A 16,746-nucleotide genomic window follows, 5' to 3' on the forward strand; every position below is an offset into this window, starting at 1 on the left:
TACCGGTGCGCATGCACGATCGTCGCACATGCGAAAACCGATGGGAATCCAACATCGGACTCTTTTGTCTCGATCAATCCACTAGGATGACGAAGCACGGCCCTAATGCGCCTCTTCCCAGTTGTTGGCGGCGCGGGCGTCGACGTGCAGCGGCACCGACATCGATACCGCCGGCATGGCGGCGTTCTCCATGACGTGGCAGACGACCGGGATCGTCGCCTCGACCTCGGCTTCGACCGTCTCGAAAACCAGCTCGTCATGCACCTGCAGCAGCATGCGGGCAGAAAGCCTGGCTTTTTCCAGCGCCTCGTCCATACGGATCATGGCGCGACGGATGATGTCGGCGGCGGTGCCCTGCAGGCGGGCGTTGATCGAGGCGCGCTCGTTGAAGGCACGGACCGAAGGGTTCGACGACCGTATCTCCGGATAGTGGATGCGGCGGCCGAAGATGGTCTCGACGAAGCCGTGCTCGCGGGCATAGGCCTTGGTCGCATCGATATAGTCGCGGATGCCGGGGAAGCGCTCGAAATATTTCTTGATGTAGTCGCCGGCTTCCTCGCGCGCGATCGACAGCTGGTTGGCGAGGCCAAAGGCCGAAATGCCGTAGATGATGCCGAAATTGATCGCCTTGGCACGGCGGCGCACTTCCGAAGGCATGCCCTCGACCGGCACGTTGAACATTTCAGACGCGGTGATGGCGTGGATGTCGGCGCCATCGGCGAAGGCCTGCTTGAGCTGCGGGATTTCGGCGACGTGGGCGAGCACGCGCAATTCGATCTGGCTGTAGTCGGCGGAAACCAGCTTGTTGCCCTTGTCGGCGATGAAGGCCGTCCTGATCTTTCGACCCTCGACGGTGCGCACCGGAATGTTCTGCAGATTGGGATCCGAGGACGACAGCCGCCCGGTCGTCGTCGCGGCAAGCGCGTAGGAGGTGTGGACGCGCTTGGTGTCGGGATGGATGAAGCCGGGCAGCGCATCGGTATAGGTCGATTTCAGCTTGGTCAGCTGGCGCCAGTCGACGATCTTGCGCGGCAATTCGTGGCCTTCGGCGGCGAGGTCTTCGAGAAGCTGCGCCGAGGTCGACCACTGGCCGGTCTTGGTTTTTGAACCGCCGGGCAGACCCATCCTGCCGAACAGGATGTCGCCGAGCTGTTTTGGCGAGCCGATGTTGATGCGTTCGCCGACCAGCTGGTAGATCTCGTCCTCGAGCCGTGCGGCACCCTGTGCCAGTTCGCCGGAGAGCCGCGACAGGATCTGCCGGTCGACGGAGATGCCGCGCTGCTCCATCCGTGCCAGGACCGGCACCAACGGCCGTTCAAGCCGTTCATAGACCGAGACCAGGCCCTTGGCGGCAAGCCGTGGCTTCAGCACCTGCCAGAGCCTGAGCGCGACGTCGGCGTGCTCGGCCCCGTAAGCCGTCGCCTTGCCGAGGTCGGCCTGATCGAGGCCGATGAAGCTTCTTCCCGAACCGGCCAGTTCCTTCAGCGGAATGGTCGCGTGGCCGAGCCATTTATCGGCCAGCGCCTCCAGGCCGTGGCCACCGTGGGTTCCGGCCTCGAGCACGTAGGAGATCAGCATGGTGTCGTCATAGGGGCCGATCTCGATGCCGTGACGGCTCATGACGACAAGGCGGTATTTCATGTCGTGCACGATCTTGAGGACGGATTTGTCCTCGAGCAGCGGCTTGAGCAACGCCAGCGCGTCGCGGACCGGGATCTGGTCTTCGACCGCGCCGCCGCCGAGCAGGTCGCCATTGCCGTTTTTGTGAGCAAGCGGCACGTAGGCGGCGTGGCCGGGCGCGACGGCCATGGCAAGGCCGATCAGTTCGGCCCGCATCGGATCGGGCGAGGACGTCTTAACGTCGAAGGCGACGATGCCTCTCTCCATCGCCTCGGCGATCCAGGCCTTCAGCGTCGCGGCGTCGCGGATGCAGGTGTAGGCGCCGGTGTCGATCTTGCGGGCGGTGGCAGCCTCCAGGCGAAGCGCCGAAAGCAGGGATGGGGTGTCGCCTTGCTTGGCTGCGGCCGGAGCTTCGAGTGCCGCTTCGTCCGACGGCGGTGCGCTCTCGGCGGCCGCGGGCACGCCAAAACCCATATCGGGGCCATGCGCGGTATCGGCACGCTCTATGGTGACGGGGGTGGCTGGAACGTCGCCGGCGTCGGTTCCGGTCGCTTCGGCCACGCGGCGGGTCAGCGTCGAGAATTCCATGGTCTTGAGGAAGCCGATCAGCCTGGGGCCGTCCGGCGCATGCAACACGAACTCGTCAAGCCCTTCGGTCACCGGCACGTCGTTCTTCAGCCTCACCAGGTCACGCGAAATGCGTGCCTTGTCGGCATTGGCGATGATCGATTCGCGCCGCTTGTCCTGCTTGATCTCGCCGGCGCGGGCGAGCAGCGTGTCGAGGTCGCCGAACTGTTCGAGCAATTGCGCTGCCGTCTTCGGCCCGATGCCGGGCACGCCCGGCACATTGTCGACCGAATCGCCGGTCAGCGCCTGCAGGTCGATCATTTTCTGTGGCGGCACGCCCCATTTCTCGATCACCTCGGAAACGCCGATCTGGCGGTCCTTCATCGGGTCGTACATGGCAACCGTTGGGCCGACCAGTTGCATCAGATCCTTGTCGGAAGAGATGATGGTGGTGTCGGCGCCGGCTTCGCAGGCAAGCCGGCAATAGGTGGCGATCAAATCGTCGGCCTCGTAGCCTTTCGTCTCAAGGCATGGCAGGTTGAAGGCCCTGGTCGCCTGGCGGATCAGGCCGAATTGCGGGATCAAATCTTCCGGCGGCGCCGAGCGGTTGGCCTTGTATTCGGGGTAGAGGTCGTTGCGGAAGGTCTTCGACGAATAGTCGAAAATCACGGCGAAATGCGTCGGCACGATGCCGACATCGGTGTTGCGGGCGTCCTGCGTCAGCTTCCAGACCATGTTGCAGAAGCCGAGCACGGCACTGGTCGGCAGCCCGTCGGACTTGCGGGACAGCGGCGGCAGCGCGTGATAGGCACGGAAGATGTAGCCGGAGCCGTCGACAAGGAAGAGATGATCGCCTTTTTTCATGGCACGAGGGAATAGCGCGGCGCAGCGCCGCGGTCCATGCCAAAGGCGGCTTCTGCCAAGGGTTCCGGCAACACCCTGACAAATGGCGTGCGAGCCTGGCCTGCCATGCGGCCTGGCCGGAGCTTTGTTCGCTCACGCCTATGTTACAAAAGTGTAATTTTTGTGCCCTTGAATCGCCACGTTCGCAGACACAGATAAACGCCATCGGCAGTTTTCGCCGAAGTCCGGAGCAAGGCCCGTCCCCCGCCTATCCCGGACACTTGCGGCAGCCTATCCCCCCTCTCCGGGCTGCCGCATCGTTTCGAGTAGAGGCCGCCGTGGTTCCCTCCACCACGGCGGCATTTTTTTGCCTTTGGACAGGAAGCTGTGGCCCAACGGTCGCGGGCTTTCCGTTTCGCAACATGGGCTCTAGATTCGCCGCCAGAATCGAAAGGCCCGCCAGATGTCCGCAGTTTCCCCTGTTCTCGACCGCCTCGACAAGAACTTCGACCAGAGCCTGGAACGCCTGTTCGGCCTGCTCGGCATCAAGTCGATCTCCACCGATCCGGACTACGCCGCCGACTGCCGCAAGGCCGCCGAATGGCTGGTCGCCGAGCTCAAGCTGATCGGCTTCGACGCCAGCGTGCGCGACACACCAGGCCATCCGATGGTGGTCGCGCATCACGATGGGCCGGCGGGCGCGCCGCATTTGCTGTTTTACGGCCATTACGACGTCCAGCCGGTCGATCCGATCGAGCTGTGGGAAAGCGACCCGTTCGCGCCGGCGGTCAAGGAGATCGAGCCCGGCCACAAGGTGATCACCGGCCGCGGCGCGGCCGACGACAAGGGCCAGCTGATGACCTTCGTCGAGGCCTGCCGCGCGTGGAAGCAGGTGCATGGCGGATTGCCGTGCCGAATCACAATCCTGTTCGAGGGCGAGGAGGAGTCCGGATCGCCGTCGCTGAAGCCGTTTCTCGAGGCGAATGCGGATGAGCTCAAGGCCGATTTCGCGCTGGTCTGCGACACCGGCATGTGGGACCGCGATACGCCGTCGATCTGCGTCTCGCTGCGCGGGCTGGTCGGCGAGGAGATTACGGTGACTGCCGCCGACCGCGACCTGCATTCCGGGCTCTATGGCGGTGCGGCCGCCAATCCGATCCGCATCCTGGCAAAAATTCTGGCCGACATCCACGATGCGGATGGTCACGTCACCATTCCGGGTTTTTATGACGGCGTCGAGGAAACGCCGTCGCAGATATTGCAGTCGTGGCTGTCGCTCGGTGAGACGGCCGAGACCTTCCTCGGCCCGATCGGCCTGTCGATCCCGTCCGGCGAAAAGGGCCGCTCGGTGCTCGAACTGACCTGGGCGCGACCGACGGCCGAGTTCAACGGCATTATCGGCGGCTATACCGGCAAGGGCTTCAAGACGGTGATCGCCGCGCAAGCCTCGGCAAAAATCTCCTTCCGCCTGGTCCACAAACAGGATCCGGAAAAAATCCGCGCCGCCTTCCAGGCATTTGCCAGGCAGCGCGTTCCGGCCGACTGCTCGGTCGAATTTCATCCGCATGGCGGCTCGCCGGCGATCCAGCTGTCCTACGACTCGCCCTTCCTCGCCAAGGCCAAGCAGGCGCTGTCCGACGAATGGCCGAAGCCGGCGGTGGTGACCGGCAGCGGCGGCTCGATCCCGGTGGTCGGCGATTTCCAGACTTATCTCGGCATGGAGTCGCTGCTCGTCGGTTTCGGCCTCGACGACGACCGCATCCACTCGCCGAACGAGAAGTACGAGATGAGCTCCTTCCACAAGGGCCAGCGCTCCTGGGCGCGCATTCTCGAGGCGCTGACACGCTGAAATTACGCCAGATTCAAGTTTTTGTTGATTTTTGGCCGGATCGCGGCAAGGACGGGCACGGTCCGTCGCGCATCGCTGCACGGGGCCGCGACCGGAGAAGACGATGAGCGACATACGTTTCCACAAAAACGATCTGCCCGGCCTGCTGCATTACGATGTCGGGGCGGTCGCCATCGACACCGAGACGCTGGGGCTGAACCCGCATCGCGACCGGCTCTGCGTCGTGCAGATCTCGCCGGGCGACGGCTCGGCCGACGTCATCCAGATCGCGCCCGGCCAGAAGAAGGCGCCGAACCTCGTCAGCCTGCTCAAGAACCGCAGCATCACCAAGCTGTTCCATTACGGCCGCTTCGATCTCGCCGTTCTCTACAATGCCTTCGGCGTCATGCCGGAGCCGGTGTTCTGCACCAAGATCGCGTCGCGGCTGACGCGCACCTACACCGACCGGCACGGGCTGAAGGACATCTGCTTCGAGCTTCTCGGGATCGGCCTGTCGAAGGCGCAGCAATCATCGGACTGGGCCGCCGAGACGCTGTCGCCCGAGCAACTCGAATATGCCGCCTCCGACGTGCTCTATTTGCACCGGCTGCGCGACGTGCTGAGCGCGCGTCTGGCGCGCGACAACCGGACCAGGGAGGCCGATGCCTGCTTCCGCTTCCTGCCGACGCGTGCGAAACTCGACCTGATGGGCTGGGATGAAGAGGACATCTTCGCCCACAGCTGATGGCCTTCATGATAATTCTACTCCGACGGCCATCTGGCGCAGTTTTCTCCGCTTCCGGTGCTCACGGACCCAAATGTCCGCTGCGCTCCGGTTCTCGAAAAACCACGCCATATGTCTCGCCGGAGCGAATTCTCCTAAAGGCCATCGGCCAGGAACCGGACGCTTATCCCGGCGTTCCGTTCGCTTCACCGGGAGAAATGAAAATGGCTGCCCGAAAATCAATCGAAACGGCACCGAAGGACGGTTCCAAGGTCACCGTCTACTGGCAGGACAGCGACGGCGTGATGAACGAGAGCATCGCGCAATACCGTTCGCTCGACCGGCTGAAGGCGGCAGGCGGCGACTGGGACGAAAGCGACGCTGGCTGGTGGGCCTATACGGACGGCCATACGCAAAGGAAGATCGAGCCGATCAGCTGGCGGCCGGCCTCCGACGATGCGGATGCCGACGACTGAGGGTTGTCGCAACCGCCGAACTGAAGTGATTATTCTGAGGCAACGCGCATTTTGTTCTTGCTTTGTGCCGGCAGCTATGCTACTAATTTCGCTATGGTGCTCATTGGCTCCAACGACCCGCCCGCCGAGGCGGGTTTTTCATTTCCGGCTTTGGCGCTGTCGCGGGCCGCAGCCGTTCGGCAAGCGACTGAATACAGTTTACTTCGATTTTTCCCGACTTAACCCGCCTTTAAACCGCCGCATCTAGTCTTCAACCCCAACGCCATAGGCATGGGGAAGACAGCACAGCGCATGGCGAACCGGAAAGACAGCCGCATCGAGCCCAGCTTCGAGGCATCGCCGGGGGCGAGATCCTCGGCCGGTTTTTCGGTAAGCGAGGAGGACCGCGTCGTGCCGAGCAACCGAAAAGCCGCTGCAAAGCGCAAATCGTCCAAGGTCAAGCCGCCGCGCGGCGGGCGCGGCAAAAGCCGGCGCGGCGTGTTCGGCGTGCTTGCCCGGCTGTTCTACTGGTGCTTCGTGCTGGCCATCTGGGGCGGCATCGCCACCGCCGGCATCGTCGTCTATTACGGCGCGAAAATGCCGGCGGCCACCACCTGGGCCATTCCCGACCGCGCCCCCAACATCAAGATCGTCTCGGTCGACGGCCAGCTGCTTGGCAATCGCGGCATGAGCGGCGGCGAGGCCGTCGGCCTGCACGAAATGTCGCCCTATATTCCCGAGGCCGTCATCGCCATCGAAGACCGCCGCTTCTATTCGCATTTCGGCATCGACCCGATCGGCCTTTCCCGGGCGATGGTGACCAATGTGCTGGGCGGGCATTTTTCGCAGGGCGGCTCGACGCTGACCCAGCAGCTGGCCAAGAACCTGTTCCTGACGCCGGACCGCACGCTGGAACGCAAGGTGCAGGAAGTGCTCTTGGCGCTGTGGCTGGAGCACAAGCATACGAAGGACCAGATCCTCGAAATGTACCTCAACCGGGTTTATTTCGGCTCCGGCGCCTATGGTGTCGAAGCGGCCTCGCGCCGCTATTTCGGCAAGAGCGCGCGTGACGTCACGCTGTCGGAGGCTGCCCTTCTCGCCGGCCTGCTCAAGGCGCCGTCGCGGCTGTCGCCGGCGCGCGACCCGAAGGCGGCCGAGCAGCGCTCGCAGCTGGTGCTCGCCGCGATGCGCGACGAGGGCAAGATCAGCGCCAAGGAGCAGACCACGGCGATGAGCGCGCCGGCGACACGCGCGCCGTCCTACTGGACCGGCTCGGAAAACTACGTCGCCGATACGATCATGGAAGAACTGCCCGACCTGATCGGCGACGTGCGCCGCGATATCGTCGTCGACACGACCGTCGACCTGACGCTGCAGAAACTCGCCGAGCAATCGATCCGCCGGCTGATCGACCAGAGCGGCAAGAAGCTCAATGTCAGCCAGGGCGCGCTGGTGTCGATCGACAATTCCGGCGCGGTGCGCGCGATGGTCGGCGGTTACGACTATTCGACCAGCCAGTTCGACCGCGCCTCGGAAGCGCGCCGCCAGCCGGGGTCGGCGTTCAAGCCGTTCGTCTACATGGCGGCGCTGGAATCCGGCCGCACGCCCGACAGCGTGCGCAACGACGCGCCGATCAAGATCGGCAACTGGACGCCCGACAATTACGGCGGCAAATATTTCGGCAAGGTGACGCTGGCGACGGCGCTGGCAAAATCGCTGAACTCGGTGGCCGCGCAGCTGACCATGGAAGTCGGGCCGAATGCGGTGGTCGAGGCGGCGCACCGCATGGGCGTCCAGTCCGAGCTGACGGCCAACACCTCGATCGCGCTCGGCACCTCGGAAGTGACGCCGCTGGAACTGACCTCGGCCTATGTTCCCTTCGCCAATGGCGGTTACAAGCCGGACATCCATTTCATCCGCCGCGTCACGACGAGCGACGGCAAGGTGCTCTACGAAAACAATGGCGGCGGTGCGCCGCGGGTCGTCAATCCCGATGTTGTCGGCATGATGAACTCGATGATGACCGGCACGGTCGAGATCGGCACGGCCAGGAAGGCGGCGTTCGCCTGGCCGGCGGCCGGCAAGACCGGCACCAGCCAGAATTCGCGCGACGCGTGGTTCATCGGCTATACCGCCAATCTGACCACCGGCGTCTGGTTCGGCAATGATGACGGCAGCGCGATGAAGAAGGTCACCGGCGGCGCGCTGCCGGCGCAGGCCTGGCACGAGTTCATGGTCGCCGCGCATGAGGGCGTGCCGGTGCGACCGCTGCCCGGAACCTGGAAGTCGACGCCGCCCGACACCATCGTGCCGGACGACATACCGTCCGACACGCCGCCGCCGGCGCCGGTCGCTTCCGTCGGCCAATCGGCGCCGCCTGTGGCAGCTACCCAGTCGGCTTCGCGTCCCGTGCGTTCTGCCGAGACAGTCGATGCCGGCGGCCTGGCCATGCCGGGCGTCGACAGCGCCACCGGATCGATCAAGCACCCGGTGCCGCCCGGCAATGTCGGCGGCCCGGTCAAGAAGCGGCAGACCTCGATATTGGACATTCTGACAGGCGGCTGAGCGACGGGCCCCTCGCCACCGCTGCCGCGTTCCGCTACATCTCCCGTTTGGAGACCGCGAATGGCAGAGACCGACACCAGAAAAACCATCGTGCTGACCGGCGCCAGCCGTGGCATCGGCCATGCCACGGTCAAGCGCTTTTCACGCGAAGGCTGGCGCGTCATCACCTGCTCGCGCCAGGCCTTTGCCGAGGACTGCCCGTGGCCGGCCGGCCCCGAAGACCATATCAAGGTCGACCTCGCCGACCAGGAGGATGTCGGCATCGCCATCTCCGAGATACGCCACCGGCTCGAGGCGCATGGCGGGCAGCTGCATGCGCTCGTCAACAATGCCGGCATCTCGCCGAAGCTCAAGGACGGCAACAGCCGCATGAACTCTATCGACACGCCGATGCATGTCTGGCGCGACGTCTTCCAGGTGAATTTCTTCGCCCCGATCATGCTGGCGCGCGGACTGTTCAAGGAACTGGCATCGGCCAAGGGCTCGATCGTCAACGTCACCTCGATCGCCGGCACCCGCGTGCATCCTTTCGCCGGTACCGCCTATGCGACGTCGAAGGCAGCACTCGGCTCGCTGACGCGCGAGATGGCGCATGATTTCGGCCCGCACGGCATTCGCGTCAACGCGATCGCACCGGGCGAGATCGACACCGCGATCCTGTCGCCGGGCACCGAAAAAATCGTCGAGACAATCCCGCTGAGAAGATTGGGCACCACGGCAGAAGTCGCCGACATCATCTTCTTCCTGTGCTCGCAGCAGGCGTCCTACGTGACCGGCTCGGAAATCCATATCAATGGCGGCCAGCACGTTTGAGCGGTTGGTTTTGATCAATCGTTGACGCTGCCCCTCATCCCCCTGCCGGGACCTTCTCCCGTGAAGAACGGGGAGAAGGGCTTGACCGCAACGCTGGCAGGGCGGCGCAGGCTTAGGCTGCCGTGGGCGCTTTCGGTGCTGCCGTCACCACCTCGACGATGCCGCGGGCGATCTCGCGTTCGCCCATGATGACGGTGTCGGCACCAAGGTTTTTGAGGTGCTCGACCTCGGCATCGGAATGGGCGCGGGCGATGATTTCGATTGTCGGATTGGCGGCGCGGGCGCGCAGAACGACCTGCCCGGCCTCGAAGGCGTTGGGAATGGCCAGGATCAGCCGCTTCGCCCCCTCGGGATTGGATGCGGCGAACACGTCGCCACTCGCCGCGTTGCCGGGTACGGTTTCGACCCCTTCGGCCTTGAGCTTCGCCAGCGTCTTGTCGGCATCCTCGATGACGAGGAAGGGCAGGGCGGCCTGCTTCAGCGCCGTGCCGACGAGGCTGCCGACGCGGCCGTAGCCGATCAGGATGGTGTGGCCGGTCAGCCTCGTCCTGGGCGGTGGGCCATCCTCGTTAGCAGGCGCCGCGACCGAAGCCACCTGGCCGGGCTCGGTCGCCGGGCCGATCGGCCTTGCTTCGCCGGACGGCGCCGTCCTGCCGGCGCGTGCTTCCAGCCAGGGTTTCATCCGGTCGACGGCAAAAAACATCAGCGGATTGAGGACGATCGACAGGATGGCGCCGGCGAGGATGAGGTCGCGGCCTTGTTCGGGCAGCAGTTTCAGCTCGACGCCGAGTTCAGCCAGGATGAACGAGAATTCGCCGATCTGGGCTAGGCTTGCCGAAATCATCAATGCGGTTGCGACCGGATAGCGGAAGACGACGACGATGACGAAGGCTGCCAGCGACTTGCCGACAACGATGATGGCCAGCGTCGCCAGGATCGGCCAGCCATTGCTGATCACGCTGAACGGGTCGAACAGCATGCCGACTGAAACGAAGAACAGCACGGAAAAGGCGTCGCGCAGCGGCAGCGATTCCTCGGCCGCCCGGTGGCTGAGCTCGGATTCGCTCATGATCATGCCGGCGAAGAAAGCGCCGAGAGCCAGCGACACGCCGAACAGCTTGGCCGCGCCGAAGGCGACGCCAAGCGCAATCGCAAGCACCGCCAACCGGAACAGTTCGCGCGATCCGGTATGGGCGACGTAGTGCAGGATCCAGGGGATAAGCCGGCGGCCGACCACCAGCATGACCACGACAAAGGCCGCGACCTTGGCCAGTGTGATGGCGACGACGCCCCAGACGCCGTAGCTCGCCGGCAGCGACAGCAGACCGCTGGAGTGCACCTCCACCTGCTCTTGGCCGCCGAGCACGCCGGCCAACGCCGGCAAAAGCACCAGCGCCAGCACCATCGCCAGATCCTCGACGATCAGCCAGCCAACGGCGATGCGGCCGCGCTCGGTCTCGATCAGCCGCCGCTCCTGCAGGGCGCGCAACAGCACCACGGTCGAGGCCACGGAAAGCGCCAGGCCAAAGACCAGTCCCGCACCGATCGACCAGCCGAGCATCCAGGCAAGGCCGGCGCCGAGGGCTGTCGCGAAGCCGATCTGCACAATGGCGCCGGGCACGGCGATGGCGCGGACCGACAACAGGTCCTTCAGCGAGAAATGCAGGCCGACGCCGAACATCAGCAGGATGACGCCGATCTCGGCAAGTTCATTGGCGAGGCCGGCATCGGCGACGAAACCCGGCGTGTTCGGTCCAACCAGAACGCCGGCGATGAGATAGCCTACCAGCGGCGGCACGCGAAAACGGTTGGCAAGTGCGCCGAAGACGAAAGCCAGCCCCAGACCGGCGACGATGGTGGCGATAAGGGGCGTGTCATGCGGCATTGTCTATGGAGCGCCTTCAGGAATCGCGATGTCGGATATGCGCCGTCCAATGGCCGCCGCCTTGGCAGTATGGAGGCTGGGACAGTCGCGAGACAACCCGCAATCCCCATGAAATCGATGGCAAGGCGGCAAAAAGGCGTTGAGCCGGCAAGCGTTGCCACCCGGCGCGGCCTGCTCCAGGCAGGCGATTGCTACGGAAACGAAAGTTGCACGCCGCCGATGCCCGATCAGGTCGCCTGCAGCAGGCTCTCGATATCGGGTATGCTGTGGTTGGTCAGCGTCTTTGGAATTTCGGCCGTTATCTTGTCGGTGACCTCCTTGTGCAGTTTCCTGCGCATGTCGCCCAGCACAGGCGGCGGCGCGATCAGCACGATCTCCTTGAAGCTGCCGCGGTGCGCGAGCTTGTAGAGCCTGTCGGCAATCTCTTCGGCAAAACGCTCCTTGCCGAGACGGTGCCAGTCGGTGTCCTCGACCGCACTGCGGTGGACGGAAGGGCCGTCGCTGTAGCGGCCGGGGCGGTCCGTGCCTTGTTCTCGGGTTGCCGGATTTTCCTGCTCCATCTCGTGCACGACCTGAAGGTCGGGATATTGGACGTCTCCACGGTTCTCGAGGAACAGCGCCTTTTCGCCATCTGCCACCACGATCCACAGTCCGCGTTTCAGTCTGACGTTGCTCATGGGGCGCTCCTTTTTGATTTTTCGAACCCATCGCCGGGCCTTTGCCGCAGGGGTGTGACCGGGCCTGGGTCCATAGGGCAAACGCGTGCCGAGGCGGGAATGTTCCGGCACTCGGACCCGGTGCTCCGACGGGGGTCGGCGAGAGTGCGGGGCTGCCGTCGATCGCTCGGTCAGCATCCGGCGGCTTAATCTACTAAATTGATAGAATTTAGAAAAATCTGTTTTGTGGTTAGCTCCTCCGGCCGCTAAAAAGGCAGCGGATCAAGGGCTGCAACAGCAGCTTCAATCTGCCCCGCATTTGAATGTGGAATATTTTTCTCTTGGCCTTCATGCTTGCAGAAAAGAGATTGCCTGCTACGAAGCGATGCGCGAGTGGGTGCCTTCTGGTTTTTCGCGCCCCCGCGTAGAACTGACAAACGGTTCCAGGATTCCGCTCGTCATGCCGCAAGCCACACCCAAGCTCAATGCCTTTCCCGTCTTCATGCGGGTCGAGGGCGAAGCCATAGCCATCGTCGGCGGCGCAGAGGAAGCGCTGGCCAAGGCGCGGCTGCTCGCGCAGTCGAGCGCTGTGCTGCGCATCGTCAGCGATGAAACAAGCCCGGAGCTGCTGGCCTTTATGGCCGAGACGGGGGCCGCCCACATCGCCGACGTCTATGATGCAGCACATCTCAATGGTGCGGTGATGGTGTTTGCCGCCAGCGGCGACGAGGCGCTCGATCGCCGCGTTGCCGGGGATGCGCGCCGGCTGGGCATTCCGGTCAATGCCGTCGACCGGCCGGAGCTATGCGATTTCTTCACGCCGGCACTGGTCAACCGCGCGCCGGTCGCCATTGCCATCGGCACGGAAGGTGCCGGCCCGGTGCTGGCGCAGATGCTGCGCAGCCGCATCGACCGCATGCTGGCGCCCTCGCTCGGGCCGCTCGCGGCGCTCGCCGCATCTTTTCGCGACACCGCCGAAAGACTGCTGCCGAAGGGCAATGCCCGCCGCCGCTTCTGGAGCGATTTCTTTGGCGGCGCGCCGGCCCGCGCTGTCGAGGCAGGCGAGCTTTCGCAGGCGCATGATGCGGCCGTCGGCCTGCTGCTTTCGACAGAACCGGCATCGGGCCATATCGCGCTTGTAGGCGCCGGTCCAGGCGCCGAGGACCTTTTGACGCTGCGCGCCCATCGCCTGCTGATGGAAGCCGACGTGATCGTCCATGACGCGCTGGTGCCGGAGGCGATCGTCGCAATGGGCCGTCGCGATGCCGAGCGCCTGCCGGTCGGCAAGCGCAAGGGCTGCCATTCCAAGAGCCAGGCCGAGATCAATGCGCTGCTGGTCGAGCTTGGCCACGCCGGCAAGCGTGTCGTGCGGCTGAAGTCCGGCGACCCGCTGGTGTTCGGCCGGGCCGGCGAGGAGATGGCGGCACTTCGCGATGCCGGCGTCGCCTACGAAGTGGTTCCGGGCGTCACCGCGGCCTTCGCCGCCGCCGCCGATTTCGAACTGCCGCTGACGCTGCGCGGCGTGTCGTCGTCGATGGTGTTCACCACCGGCCATGACCTCAAGGGAAATTCGCTGCCCGACTGGGCAAAGCTCGCCATTTCCGGCGCGACGGTCGCCGTCTATATGGGCCGCTCGGTCGCCGCCGAGGTCGCCGGCCGGCTGATCGAAGCCGGCCTGTCGCCGGATACGGCCGTCGCCGTGGTCGAGAATGCCAGCCTTGCCAACCGCCGCCGTTTCCACGGCACGCTCGCCGACCTGCCGTCGCTGGAGGTGCGCGCCGACCTCAGCGGCCCGGTGATGACCATCATCGGCGACGCGGTCGCCGGCGCCAATTTCGAACGGTCCGAGCCGCTGGCGGCACACAGGCAGGAAAGCGTGGCGAGTGCTGCCGCGCAAGGAGTGAGCCAATGAAAGTCTTGACCGCGAACCGCCTCGCCGACGGCATAGCCGTCTGGTACGCCAATGGCGGCTGGGCCGAGATCATCGACCATGCCGACATCGCCCATGACAAGGCGGCCGAGGACCGGCTGGAGGCAATCGGCGCCAAGGCCTCCGCCAACAACGAAGTGGTCGACGTCAACCTGATAGACGTGACCGTGGCCAACGGCACAGTCGAAGCGGTCCGGTTGCGCGAAAGGATCCGTGCCGCCGGCCCGACCACCCGCAACGACCTGGGCAAGCAGGCCCGTCCGCAAGCCGCACGTGCGGCATAGATGACACAAGCATGATCCCGATCATGCTCGAACGAAGAAAATAACGGGCGGACGCGCCCGGAAAGACCTGAATATGTACCGTTACGATGAGTTCGACCACGATTTCGTCAAGGCCCGCGTCGCCGAGTTCAGCGACCAGGTTGCGCGGCGCCTTGCCGGCGAGATCACCGAGGACCAGTTCCGGCCGCTTCGGCTGATGAACGGCGTCTATCTGCAGCTGCATGCCTATATGCTGCGCATCGCGGTGCCCTACGGCACGCTGAACAGCAAGCAGCTGCGCATGCTCGGCCACATCGCCCGCAAATACGACAAAGGTTACGGCCATTTCACGACGCGCCAGAACATCCAGTTCAACTGGCCGGCGCTGTCGGACATCCCGGCGATCCTGGCTGATCTGGCAAACGTCGAGATGCACGCCATCCAGACCAGCGGCAATTGCATCCGCAACGTCACCGCCGACCACTTCGCCGGCGCCGCCGCTGACGAGGTTGCCGATCCGCGCCCCTATGCCGAAATCCTGCGGCAATGGTCCTCGGTGCATCCGGAGTTCTCGTTCCTGCCGCGAAAATTCAAGATCGCGGTGACCGGCGCCGAGCGCGACCGCGCCGCCATCCAGACGCACGACATCGGCCTGCACCTGAAGAAGAACGCCGCCGGCGAGCTCGGTTTCGCTGTCTATGTCGGCGGCGGCCAAGGCCGCACGCCGATGGTCGCCAAGAAGATCCGCGATTTCCTGCCCGAAGCGGATCTGTTGTCCTACTGCACGGCGATCCTGCGCGTTTACAACCTCTACGGCCGGCGCGACAACAAGTTCAAGGCGCGCATCAAGATCCTGGTCCATGAGACCGGCGTCGAGGAGATCACCCGCCAGGTCGAGGCCGAATGGCAGGAGTTGAAGGACGCCGAGCTGAGGCTGCCGGAAGAAGACATCCGCGCCATCGATGCGTATTTCGCGCCGCCTCCGCTTGTCGACCGGCCGGAAGGCGACGAGGCGGTCAAGCTTGCCCGCCTCGACTCCAAGAGCTTTTCCGAATGGCTGGATCAGAATGTGGTCACCCATCGCCATCCCGACTACGCGGCGGTGACCATCTCGCTCAAGGGCATCGGCGAGACGCCGGGCGATGCCTCCGACAGCCAGATGGAAGCGGTCGCCGACATTGCCGAAAAATATTCATTCGACGAGCTGCGCGTCAGTCACGAGCAGAACCTGATCCTGCCGCATGTGGCGCGGGCCGACCTCAAGGCGGTCTATGACGCGCTTGTCGATATCGGGCTGGCGACGGCCAATTCCAACCTGATCAGCGACATCATCTCCTGCCCCGGCCTCGACTATTGCGCGCTGGCAACGGCGCGTTCCATTCCCGTGGCACAGGAAATCTCGCGGCGCTTTGCTTCGCTGGAGCGCCAGCGCGACATCGGCGAATTGAAGCTGAAGATTTCCGGCTGCATCAATGCCTGCGGCCATCACCATGTCGGCCATATAGGCATCCTGGGCGTCGAGAAGAAAGGCGCCGAGCTTTACCAGGTGACGCTCGGCGGCTCGGCCGACGAGAACACCTCGGTCGGCGAGATCATCGGCCGCGGCTTCAGTTCGGAAGAGATCACCGATGCCATCGAGCAGATCGTCGAGACCTATCTCGGGCTTCGGCTGGACAGAAACGAAAGATTCATCGACGCCTACCGCCGAGTCGGTCCCGCGCCGTTCAAGGAGGCGCTCTATGCTGGCGAAGCCAAGGCCGCTTGACCGTATCGTCGACGTCGAGGCCGGCATCGCCGCCCAAGCGGCGGGTCTCGACGCGCTCTACGGCCATCTGAAGCCGCTGGAGATCATCGAGCGGTCGACCCGGGAGTTCTTTCACGGCGAAATCGCCGCCGTCTCGTCCTTCGGCGCGGATTCGGCGGTGCTGCTGCACATGATCGCCGAGATCGACCGCACGCTGCCGGTGATCTTTCTCGACACCGGCAAGCATTTCGAGGAGACGCTCGGCTATCGTGACGCGCTGGCCGCCGATTTCGGGCTGAGCGATATCCGGGTGATCAGGCCCGACGATGCGGCGCTGGCAAGGATCGACCCGACCGGCAATCTGAACGAGACCGACACCGACGCCTGCTGCGACGTGCGCAAAGTCGAGCCGCTGGCGCGCGGCGTCGAGCCGTTCCGCGCCTGGTTCACCGGCCGCAAGCGCTTCCAGGCGGCGACCCGGGCAGCGCTCCCGGTGTTCGAGGCGGTCGGCTCGCGCATCCGCATCAATCCGCTGGCGCACTGGACGACATCGGACCAGGCCGGCTACATGCGCGCGCATGCGCTGCGTGAAAACCCGCTGGTCGCCTATGGCTATCTGTCGATCGGCTGTTTCCCATGCACGCAGCCGGTGCAACCGGGCGACGATGCGCGCAGCGGCCGCTGGGCCGGGCACGCCAAGACCGAATGCGGCATCCACTTGTCGGGGCTGGAAAGGTCGCTGACCGACGCATCACTTTAGGGTATATTGATATTCAGCCGGCCTGCAAACGGCGGCTTCCTGCGCTTCCGGCGCTCACGTACCCAAAGTACGCTCCGCTCCGGTTCTCGGAGG

The 16,746-nt window shown here is 64.5% G+C and carries 12 protein-coding genes; 9 read left to right on the forward strand and 3 right to left on the reverse strand.

Features of this window, described 5'->3' with window-relative positions; all coding sequences use genetic code 11:
• Window positions 1-102: 102 nt before the first annotated feature.
• A complete protein-coding gene (gene polA, locus NKH60_RS22725) occupies window positions 103-3,051 on the reverse strand; it encodes a DNA polymerase I (RefSeq protein ID WP_352834488.1) in 2,949 nt (982 codons plus the stop codon).
• Window positions 3,052-3,493: 442 nt separating this feature from the next.
• Here polA and NKH60_RS22730 point away from each other — a divergent pair, with 442 nt between their 5' ends.
• The 5 genes from NKH60_RS22730 to NKH60_RS22750 all read left to right on the forward strand — a co-directional run bounded on the left by NKH60_RS22730 (window position 3,494) and on the right by NKH60_RS22750 (window position 9,415).
• Entirely contained in the window at window positions 3,494-4,879 is a 1,386-nt protein-coding gene (locus NKH60_RS22730; RefSeq protein ID WP_352834491.1) for a M20/M25/M40 family metallo-hydrolase, read from the forward strand.
• Window positions 4,880-4,982: 103 nt separating this feature from the next.
• Window positions 4,983-5,603 carry a ribonuclease D gene (locus NKH60_RS22735; protein ID WP_254816792.1) on the forward strand — a complete coding sequence of 207 codons (621 nt, stop codon included), beginning with the start codon at window positions 4,983-4,985 and terminating at the stop codon, window positions 5,601-5,603.
• Window positions 5,604-5,806: 203 nt separating this feature from the next.
• The gene (locus tag NKH60_RS22740) at window positions 5,807-6,058 is read left to right on the forward strand and encodes a hypothetical protein (RefSeq protein ID WP_352469413.1); all 252 of its coding nucleotides are present in this window, start codon (window positions 5,807-5,809) and stop codon (window positions 6,056-6,058) included.
• 291 nt (window positions 6,059-6,349) lie between these two features.
• Complete coding sequence (locus NKH60_RS22745) at window positions 6,350-8,602, forward strand: transglycosylase domain-containing protein (protein ID WP_352834494.1); 2,253 nt, start codon at window positions 6,350-6,352, stop codon at window positions 8,600-8,602.
• Between the two features lie 60 nt (window positions 8,603-8,662).
• Window positions 8,663-9,415, forward strand: coding sequence for an SDR family NAD(P)-dependent oxidoreductase (locus tag NKH60_RS22750; protein WP_023675240.1), 753 nt, complete (start codon window positions 8,663-8,665; stop codon window positions 9,413-9,415).
• Between the two features lie 112 nt (window positions 9,416-9,527).
• Here the strand turns inward: NKH60_RS22750 and NKH60_RS22755 are convergent, their stop codons facing one another.
• A complete protein-coding gene (locus NKH60_RS22755; RefSeq protein WP_352834497.1) occupies window positions 9,528-11,300 on the reverse strand; it encodes a cation:proton antiporter domain-containing protein in 1,773 nt (590 codons plus the stop codon).
• A 227-nt stretch (window positions 11,301-11,527) separates the two neighbouring features.
• On the reverse strand, window positions 11,528-11,977 hold the full coding sequence (locus NKH60_RS22760) for a baeRF12 domain-containing protein (RefSeq protein WP_352448343.1): 450 nt from the start codon (window positions 11,975-11,977) through the stop codon (window positions 11,528-11,530).
• A 439-nt stretch (window positions 11,978-12,416) separates the two neighbouring features.
• On the opposite strand from NKH60_RS22760, the gene cysG reads away from it, so the two are divergent.
• The 4 genes from cysG to NKH60_RS22780 all read left to right on the forward strand — a co-directional run bounded on the left by cysG (window position 12,417) and on the right by NKH60_RS22780 (window position 16,653).
• Entirely contained in the window at window positions 12,417-13,868 is a 1,452-nt protein-coding gene (cysG, locus tag NKH60_RS22765; protein ID WP_352834500.1) for a siroheme synthase CysG, read from the forward strand.
• On the forward strand, window positions 13,865-14,170 hold the full coding sequence (locus tag NKH60_RS22770) for a DUF2849 domain-containing protein (protein WP_352834503.1): 306 nt from the start codon (window positions 13,865-13,867) through the stop codon (window positions 14,168-14,170). The genes cysG and NKH60_RS22770 overlap by 4 nt, the downstream gene beginning before the upstream one ends.
• A 73-nt stretch (window positions 14,171-14,243) precedes the next feature.
• Entirely contained in the window at window positions 14,244-15,914 is a 1,671-nt protein-coding gene (locus tag NKH60_RS22775) for a nitrite/sulfite reductase (RefSeq protein WP_352834506.1), read from the forward strand.
• Window positions 15,889-16,653, forward strand: a complete 765-nt coding sequence (locus NKH60_RS22780) for a phosphoadenylyl-sulfate reductase (RefSeq protein ID WP_352448339.1) — start codon at window positions 15,889-15,891, stop codon at window positions 16,651-16,653. Before NKH60_RS22775 ends, NKH60_RS22780 begins: the two co-directional genes overlap by 26 nt.
• Window positions 16,654-16,746: the final 93 nt, after the last annotated feature.

Source organism: Mesorhizobium sp. M1006 (assembly GCF_040318825.1).
Lineage (GTDB): Bacteria > Pseudomonadota > Alphaproteobacteria > Rhizobiales > Rhizobiaceae > Mesorhizobium.